Source organism: Inquilinus limosus (genome assembly GCF_002195995.1).
Classification (GTDB): domain Bacteria; phylum Pseudomonadota; class Alphaproteobacteria; order DSM-16000; family Inquilinaceae; genus Inquilinus; species Inquilinus limosus_C.
Genome location: NZ_NHON01000011.1, coordinates 105,683 through 114,732 on the forward strand (window position 1 = coordinate 105,683; position 9,050 = coordinate 114,732).

Below are 9,050 nucleotides of genomic sequence, written 5' to 3' on the forward strand. Positions count from 1 at the left end.
CCCCCGCGTCGGGGCCACTTCTTTTTCTGGCTTAAGACTCTGCCGCAACACATTGAGCTGGATCCGTTTCCAGTAAAGTGGAGGGCTCTTGCTGTTGCCTGAGTCCTTTCGGTTCTGTCGTTCGCGGGCCGGAATTCTTCGCCAAAGCGATTGACAAGCCCTTCGCAGCGCAACATGGATGCCTGACGCAGTTGCAGCATCGCCGCTGCCGCACCGGGAGGCACCATGCCGGATTCGCGTCAAGCCACGCCTCGGCCGGAGGATCGGACGATGCCCCTCGCCCGCGAGCTGACGCAGTTGCTCAAGCGCTACGAGAAATCGCAGCGCGAGGACCCCTTCGCCAACCCGATCCAGCATCTGGCGCTGGAGATCTCGCGCCGGCTGGCCGACGGCAAGCTGGACATCCGCGATGTCGAGGCGCTGATCGGCCACCTGACCATCGAGGGCTTCAGCCACCGCGCCGCCCGGCTCGGCCGCTATCTCGGCGACACCGCGCCCGAGGCCAATGACGTGGCGCTGCGCGCCCTGTTCCAGGGGCTCACCCGGGACGCCAGGGGCGGCACGGTTCCCTTCGCCGCCTTCCGCCGCCGGGTCGAGAGCGAGGCCTTCGGCGCCGTCTTCACCGCCCACCCCACCTTCAACCTGTCCGGCACGCTGATGGCCGACCTGGCGGCGCTGGCCGCCGGCCGCGCCGCCGACGGCACGGCGCTGACCGAGGAAACCAGGTCCGCCCTGCTGGACCGTGCCGCCGTGGCCGAGCACCGGCCGGACGAGGATCTGAGCCTGGCGCGCGAGCAGGCGCTGTCGCTGGACGCCATCGCCAATGCCCGCGCCGCGCTCGGCCGGGCCTGGGGCATCCTGCTGGACGTCGCCCGCGAGGCCTATCCCGAGGATTGGCGCGGCCTGACGCCGCGGCTGGTCACCCTCGCCTCCTGGGTCGGCTACGACCTGGACGGCCGCTCCGACATCCGCTGGACCGACACGCTGCACAAGCGCCTGCTGGTCCAGGCGGCGCAGCTGGACCACTATCTGGCCGAGGTGCGGGCCATCCGGTCCGCGGTGCCACGCGGCGCCGCCGACCTGCTGGAGACGCTGGACCTGCTGGAGAGCCGGGTGGCGCTGGCCATCGCCCAGATCCGCGACGAGGTCGCCGCCTTCGCCGTGGCCGATCCCGGCTCCGCCGCCGGGCGCGAGCAGATCCGCGTCATCAGCCAGCGCATCCATGCCGGCCAGGCGCTGCGGCTGACCGAATCCGCCAGCCTGATCGCGATCGTCGACCGGGCGCTGGAGCGGACCGACGACCCGGACCTGTCGCGCCGCTTCTGCCTCTTGCGCGCCGAACTGGCGACGCACGGGCTGGGCGCCGCCCACACCCATGTGCGGATCAACGCCACCCAGGTGCACAATGCCATCCGCAAGGCGGTCGGCATGGTGTCCGACCCCAACGACCCGCGCTACCGGCAATCCTATCTCGACCGGCTGAACGGGCTCTTGGACGCGGTCGAGCCGGTGTCGGTGAATTTCGGGTCGTTGCTGGCGGAGCGCACCTCGGTCAAGCGCCTGTTCATGCTGCTGGCGCAGATGCTGAAATACAATGACCGGTCCGCACCGATCCGCTTCCTGATCGCCGAGAGCGAGAGCGCCTTCACCTGCCTGACCGCGCTGTACTACGCCCGGCTGTTCGGGGTCGACGGCATGGTCGACATCTCGCCGCTGTTCGAGACAGAGAAGGCGCTGGAGAACGGCAGCCGGATCATCGAGCAGCTGCTGGAGAACCCGCATTACCGCGACTATGTCCGCCGTCGCGGCCGGGTCTGCGTCCAGACGGGATACTCCGACGCCGGGCGCTATCTCGGCCAGACCCCGGCCGGCGCCTCGATCGAGCGGCTGCGGCTGCGCCTGATCCGGGTGATCGCCAAGGCCGGCCTGCCCGGCGTGCAACTGCTGATCTTCGACACCCATGGCGAATCGATCGGCCGCGGCTGCCATCCCGGCGGCATCGCCGACCGGCTGTCCTATGTCGACCCGCCGGCGACCCGGGCCTTCATGGCCGAGCAGGACGTCGCCTTCAAGCAGGAGGTCAGCTTCCAGGGCGGCGACGGCTACCTGTACTTCGCCCATCCCGACCTAGCCTATGCGGTGGTCGCGCGCATCCTGCAGCACGTGCTGAGGGAGATCGAGGACACCCGGGACGACCCGTTCTACGACGAGGCGTCCTACATCCGCGAGTTCTTCACCACGGTGAAGGAATTCCAGGTCCGGCTGATGGAGAGCCGCGACTACGGCGTGCTGCTGCAGGCGCTCGGGCCGAACCTGCTGTTCCCCTCCGGCAGCCGCGCCACCAAGCGGCAGCACGAGGACCCGAGCGAGCTGGACCATGCCATGCCGTCGCAGCTGCGGGCGATCCCGCACAATGCGATCCTGATGCAGCTGGGCCTGATGGCGAACAGCGTCGGCGGCGCCGGCGCCGCCATCGCCAAGGACCCGGAGCGATTCCGCGAGCTCTACGCCGCCTCGCCCCGGTTCCGGCAGCTGCTGGGGATCATCACCTACGGCGCCTCGGCCAGCAATCCGGCGGCGATGAAGTCCTATATCGACGCGCTGGACCCCGGCGCCTGGATCACCCGCGCCGCCACCACCGGCGACCGCGAGCAGGCGGACCGGATGGTGGCGCTGTCCGGCCATCTCGAGCCGATGCCGGTGTGGGAGCGGCAGAGCCGGGTGTTCCGCGCCCTGCACAAGGACTTCATCCTGCTGCGCGAGGGGCTGGAGAGCGTGGCCGAACAGTTGCCGCATGTCGACGCCGCCAGCCGCGATGCGCTGGCCGTGCTGCACGCGGTGCGCCTGGCGCTGATCCAGGAGATCTTCCTGCTGGCGATGCGGATCCCGGAATTCTCCAGCCGGCACAACCTGACGCTGAAGCAGGTGATCGCCCGCGTGCTGCATCTCGACGTGTTGCCGGCGGTGCAGTCGCTGGAGGAGATCTTCCCGCTGACCGAGGACACCATCGCGGTGGCCGATTTCGGCGAGGCCGCGACCTACCGCTCGGATGAGAGCCAGAACTACCAGTTCGAGAACGAACGGATCTTCCGCCCGATGCGGCAGATCTACGGCCTGGTGCGCCGGGTCTCGGCCGCGGTGGTGCACCGGACGGGGTTCTTCGGATAGGTACGGCGGGCGCGGGTCCCTCCCCTCGCCCGCCGCCGCCCGTCAGAGCACGAAGTCGGCCCGCACCAGGGTGTAGGCGCTGGCGACGTCGATCTGCATGTCGGCCACCGTGTCGCCGTTCACGTCGATCAGCACCGACTGCAGGCTGCCGCTGGCCACCACCCGCACCTCGTGCCCAGCGCCGGTGAAGGCGTTGGCGCCGAGGAAGGTGAAGGCGGTGTCGCCATTGCCGGAATTGCCGTCGGCATCGATCGCCGACAGGTCGATCCGGTCATGGTCGGTGGCCAGGAAGTCGACGATGGTGTCGCGCCCGGCCGCTGCCACGGTGCTGTCACCAACCGCGCCGTAAACGAACCGGTCCGCGCCGGCGCCGCCGGTCAGCACATCGGCCCCGGCGCCCCCCGTCAGAGTGTCGTCGCCGTCGCCGCCCTTGAGGGCATCGTTGCCGCCGGCCCCGGACAGGGTGTCGGCCCCGCCAAGGCCCCACAGCGTGTTGGCGCCGGCGTCGCCGGTCAGCGTATCGGCGAAGGCCGAGCCCTGCACCGCCTCGATCCCGATCAGCGCGTCCCCGGCCGCGTCGCCGGCCGTGCCGCTGCCAGTGGCAAGGCTCACGGCCACCGGCCCGGAGGCTTCGGCGTAGTTGGCAACGTCGATGCCGGCGCCACCATCCAGCAGATCCGCGCCCGCGCCGCCGGAGAGGCTGTCGCTGCCGTCGCCGCCGCGCAGCGTGTCGGCCCCGGCTTCGCCATAGAGCGCGTCGTTGCCCTGGCCGCCGGAGAGCACGTCGTCGCCGGCGCGGCCCCACAGCGTGTTGCCCCCGGCATCGCCGGTCAGCGTGTCGGCATAGGCGGTGCCGCCGATCATCTCGATGCCAGTCAGGACATCGCCCTGCGCGGTGCCGCCGGTGGCGGTCCCGGCGGAGAGGTCTATCGCCACGCCGGTGGTGTTGTGGGTTGGATCGGCATCGTAATCCGCCATGTCGCTGCCGGCTCCGCCATCCAGCCGGTCGGCCCCGGCGCCGCCGAAGAGCGTGTCATTGCCGTCGCCGCCGGTGAGGACGTCGTTGCCGGCGCCGCCATTCAGCATGTTGGCCCCGGCATCGCCGGTGAGCGTGTCGGCGAAGGCCGAGCCGACCACGCCCTCGATGCCGACGAACACGTCGCCGACGGCGTCGCTGCCGCTCTTGGCGCCGGTCGCCAGGTTGATCGCCACCGCGGCGCCGGAGGTGTCGTAGACGGCGACGTCGCTGCCGTCACCGCCGGTCAGGACATCGGCCCCGGCGCCGCCGGTCAGCCAGTCGTCGCCCACGCCGCCGTCGAGCTTGTCGGCGCCGGTACCGCCGGACAGCCGGTCCGATCCGGCCATGCCCCACAGCCCGTTGGCGTTGGTATCACCGGTGATGACGTCGTCGAGGCCGGAGCCGACGACACTCTCGATCCCGGTCAGCGTATCGCCCGCGGCATCGCCGGCCATGCCGGTGCCGGCGGCGAGGCTGAGCGCTACCCCCGCCAGGGAATCGGCGTAGTTGGCGGTGTCGGTCCCGGCGCCGCCATTGAGTGCGTCAGCCCCTGCGCCGCCGATGAGCGTGTCGTTGCCGTCACCCCCGGCCAGCGAGTCGCCGCCGTTCCCGCCATAGAGCGTGTCGTTGCCGGCATTGCCGATGAGCTGGTCGTTGCCGTCCCGGCCCCACAGCGTGTTGCCGCCGGCATCGCCGGTCAGGACATCGGCGAAGGCGGAGCCGCTGACCAGTTCGATGCCGGTCAGCGCGTCACCGGCGGCATCGCCGCCGCTGCCTGTGCCGGTGATGAGGTTGACCGTCACACCTGCCGCGGACGCCCCGTACTCGGCCCGGTCGGTGCCGTCGCCGCCCTGCAGGCGATCCGCTCCCGCGCCGCCGGTGAGCAGGTCGTTGCCGAGCCCGCCGGCCAGCGTGTCCGCTCCGGCGGCTCCGTTCAGGGCGTCATCGCCATCCTGGCCCTGCAGGATATTGGCGCCGGCACCACCGGTGAGGGCGTCGTTGAACCGGCTGCCGCTGACATTCTCGATGCTGATCAGGACGTCGTTGTCGGGCGCCGCCCCGGTGGCGAGGTTGACGGTGACGGGGCTGTCGCGGCTGTAATCCACCGTGTCGTTGCCGGCCCCGCCGTCGAGCTGGTCGGTGCTGCCCTCATCCCAGCCGCCCGCAAGAGTGTCGTTGCCGTCGCCGCCGATCAGAACGTCCGAGCCATGCGCGCCTTCGAGCACATTGTCCCCGGCATCGCCGGTGATCGTGTCGCCGCGGCTCGTTCCCATCACGTTCTCGATGCCGGTCAGCGTATCGCCGAAGCTGGTGGTGCCGGTGACAAGATTGACCGTCACGCCGAACGACGAATTCGTCTCGTCGCTATAGTATCGGACCGTGTCGACCCCGGTGCCGCCATCGAAGACGTCGGCGCCGGCATTGCCCACCAGCGTGTCGTCCCCCGAGCCGCCGTTCAGATGATCGGCCTTGTCACCGCCCGACAGCCAGTCGTTCCCCGCCAGGCCATTGAAGGTCATGGCGTTCTGCGGCAGGGCAAGGTTGATGCTGATAGAATCGTCGTAATTCGTCCCGATGATCGTGTGGCACGCCGAGAACCCGAAAACCCTCTCTCCCGGCGGGGCACCTGTGTTGGTGACGGTAAAATAATACTGCCGGGTCACCGGGTCGTATTGGTAGTCGCCATCAATTCCGTTGGCGCGCCCGCTGAGATCGAGAACGCCGTCGACAATCGGTTCCATCAGTATCCTCCCCTGTCAAATTCTGCGGCGACGCCCGTCTACAAGGCATCAGCCCGATCACCCATCCTGCTGCCGATGAAAAGCGCAGCCGTGAGATGATCGGTATTTTTGAATAATTCCGTATACCGCAGATCGGCGGCGGTGAACACCCGGCGTCCATCAACGCCGGCTGACCGCTGCCCCATTCCACCGCCGGCCTCACTGGTCTAGACAGGGAGAAACGGATCCATCAGCGGCCGAGACCATGACCGATTCCAGCAGCGCCCCGCGCACCGTCCGCCTCGCCGATTACCGCCTGCCCGATTTCCTGATCGACGCGGTCGACCTGCATTTCGACCTGCGCGAGGACGGGGCGACGGTGACCTCGCGCCTGACCATGCGGCGCAACCCGGCGACCTCCGACCCCGCGGCGCCGCTGGTGCTGGACGGCCAGGACCTCAGGCTGACCCGCGTGGCCCTGGATGGCGAGGCGCTGGGCGACAACCGCTACACAGTAGATGCCGAGCACCTGACGCTGCCGGGCCTGCCCCAGTCCTTCACCCTCGAGATCACCACCGAGATCGAACCGCAGAAGAACACCTCCCTGCAGGGGCTCTACACCTCCGGCGGCAATTTCTGCACCCAGTGCGAGGCCGAGGGCTTCCGCCACATCACCTACTATCTCGACCGGCCCGATGTGCTGGCCCGCTACACCACCACCATCGTCGCCGACAAGGCCAAGGTCCCGGTGCTGCTGTCGAACGGCAACCCGGTCGGCGCCGGCGAAACCGAGGGCGGCCGGCACTGGGCGAAGTGGGAGGACCCCTTCCCCAAGCCATCCTACCTGTTCGCCCTGGTGGCCGGAGACCTGGTCGCGGTGGAGGACAGCTTCACCACCCGCTCCGGCCGGCCGATCGACCTGAAGATCTTCACCCGCAAGGGCGACGAGACCAAGGTGAGCCACGCCATGCGGTCGCTGAAGGCGTCGATGGCCTGGGACGAGCAGGCCTACGGCTTCGAATACGACCTCGACCTGTTCATGATCGTCGCCGTCTCCGACTTCAACATGGGGGCGATGGAGAACAAGGGCCTGAACATCTTCAACACGGCCCTGGTGCTGGCCAGCCGCGAGACCGCGACCGACGGCGACTTCCAGCGCGTCGAATCCGTGGTGGCGCACGAGTATTTCCACAACTGGACGGGCAACCGCATCACCTGCCGCGACTGGTTCCAGCTGTCGCTGAAGGAAGGCCTGACCGTCTTCCGCGACCAGGAGTTCTCGGCCGACGAGAACAGTCGGCCGGTGCAGCGCATCGCCGATGTCCGCCGCCTGCGCGCCATCCAGTTTCCGGAGGATGCCGGCCCGATCGCCCATCCGATCCGGCCGGAGAGCTATATCGAGATCAACAACTTCTACACGCCGACGGTGTATGAGAAGGGGGCGGAGGTCATCCGCATGATCCACACCCTGCTCGGGGCCGAGGGCTACCGGAAGGGCATCGATCTCTATGTCGAGCGCCATGACGGCCAGGCCGCGACCTGCGAGAACTTCGTCGCGGCGATGGAGGATGCCAGCGGCGTCGACCTGACGCTGTTCCGCCGCTGGTACTCCCAGGCCGGGACGCCGGAGATCACGGCCGAGGAGGAGTGGGACGCCGCCGCCGGCCGCTACAGCCTGACCCTGGCGCAGGCGACCGCGCCGACACCGGGCCAGCCGGACAAGCAGCCGCTGCACATCCCGATGGCGCTCGGCCTGCTCGACGCCCAGGGCCGCGACTTGCTGGTGCGCCTAGCCGGCGAGGCCGAGGCGAAGCCCGGCACCCGGGTGCTGTCGCTGACCGAGGGACGCCAGCGCTTCGTGTTCGAGGGACTGGCCGGGCGGCCGGTGCCGTCGCTGTTCCGCGGCTTCTCCGCGCCCATCAAGCTGGCGCCGCAGCCGCGCGAGCGTCTGGCCTTCCTGTTCGCCCATGACAGCGACCCGTTCAACCGCTGGGAGGCCGGCCAGCAGTTGGCGGCCCAACTGCTGCTGGAGGGCGTCGCCGCCCGCAAGGCCGGGCGCCACTGGACGCTGGATCCGGAGTTCGTGACGGCCGTCGGCCGGCTGCTGGAGGACAAGGCGCTCGACGCCGCCTTCGTCGCCGAGGCGATGGCGCTGCCGGGCGAATCCTTCCTGGCCGACCAGATGGCGGTGATCGACGTCGAGGGCATCCATGCAGTGCGCGAGGCGGCGCGGCTGGCCATTGCCACGGCGCTGCGCGACTGCCTGCTGGCGCTGTACCGCGCCAATGATGATCGCGGGCCGTTCGACGTCTCCGCCGCCGCGGTCGGCCGGCGGGCGCTGAAGAACGCCTGCCTGGCCGCCCTCGGCCTGCTGCAAGGCGACGCCGAGGCCACGACCCTGGTCCTCGACCAGGCCCGGACCGCCAGCACCATGACCGATGTGCTGGCGGCACTGACGGTGCTGCGCGACCGCGACATCCCGGAGCGGGCCGAGGCGCTGGAGGCGTTCTACGCCAAATGGCAGGACGAGCCGCTGGTGGTCGACAAGTGGTTCGCGCTGCAGGCGACCTCCGCCCTGCCCGGCACGCTCGACGCGATCAAGGCGCTGACCCGGCACCCGGCCTTCACCCTGCGCAACCCGAACCGGGCGCGGGCGCTGATCTCCAGCCTGGCCATGGGCAACCCGCTGCACTTCCACGCCGCGGACGGCTCCGGCTACGCCTTCCTGGCCGACCAGGTGCTGGCGCTGAACGGGCCGAACCCGCAGCTGGCGGCGCGCATCCTGGTGCCGCTCGGCCGCTGGCAGCGGCATGAGCCAGGCCGGCAGGCGGCGATGAAGGCCGAGCTGGACCGGATCCTGGCGGCGCCGGACCTGTCGCGCGACGTCTACGAGATCGCGGCGAAGAGCCGGGCATGATGGTTCGCCGGCCGGGTTCGCGAAGGCGGACCTGGCTGGCGTCTCAACGAAACCTCGACCGCGCCTCGGCCGAAGGAACAGGGGGAGAGCGTTCCGGATGACGCTATGGTTCGAGGGCCGATCCCCCGCAGCGGCGCGAAACAGCTGCTTCATTTCGTGCCGTTGACCGGACCGGGCTGGCGCCTTACCTCGCCCTTGGCAGTCTCTGGAGCATCGACCTCTTGGC

The 9,050-nt window shown here is 69.6% G+C and carries 3 protein-coding genes; 2 read left to right on the forward strand and 1 reads right to left on the reverse strand.

Translation table 11 applies throughout. The features are described 5' to 3' along the window. Nucleotides 1-270: 270 nt before the first annotated feature. Nucleotides 271-3,168 carry a phosphoenolpyruvate carboxylase gene (locus tag BWR60_RS08275; RefSeq protein WP_179221679.1) on the forward strand — a complete coding sequence of 966 codons (2,898 nt, stop codon included), beginning with the start codon at nucleotides 271-273 and terminating at the stop codon, nucleotides 3,166-3,168. 42 nt (nucleotides 3,169-3,210) lie between these two features. Here the strand turns inward: BWR60_RS08275 and BWR60_RS08280 are convergent, their stop codons facing one another. Further along, the gene (locus BWR60_RS08280) at nucleotides 3,211-5,928 is read right to left on the reverse strand and encodes a beta strand repeat-containing protein (protein ID WP_088150531.1); all 2,718 of its coding nucleotides are present in this window, start codon (nucleotides 5,926-5,928) and stop codon (nucleotides 3,211-3,213) included. Between the two features lie 244 nt (nucleotides 5,929-6,172). On the opposite strand from BWR60_RS08280, the gene pepN reads away from it, so the two are divergent. Next, nucleotides 6,173-8,824, forward strand: coding sequence for an aminopeptidase N (gene pepN, locus BWR60_RS08285; protein ID WP_088150532.1), 2,652 nt, complete (start codon nucleotides 6,173-6,175; stop codon nucleotides 8,822-8,824). Nucleotides 8,825-9,050: the final 226 nt, after the last annotated feature.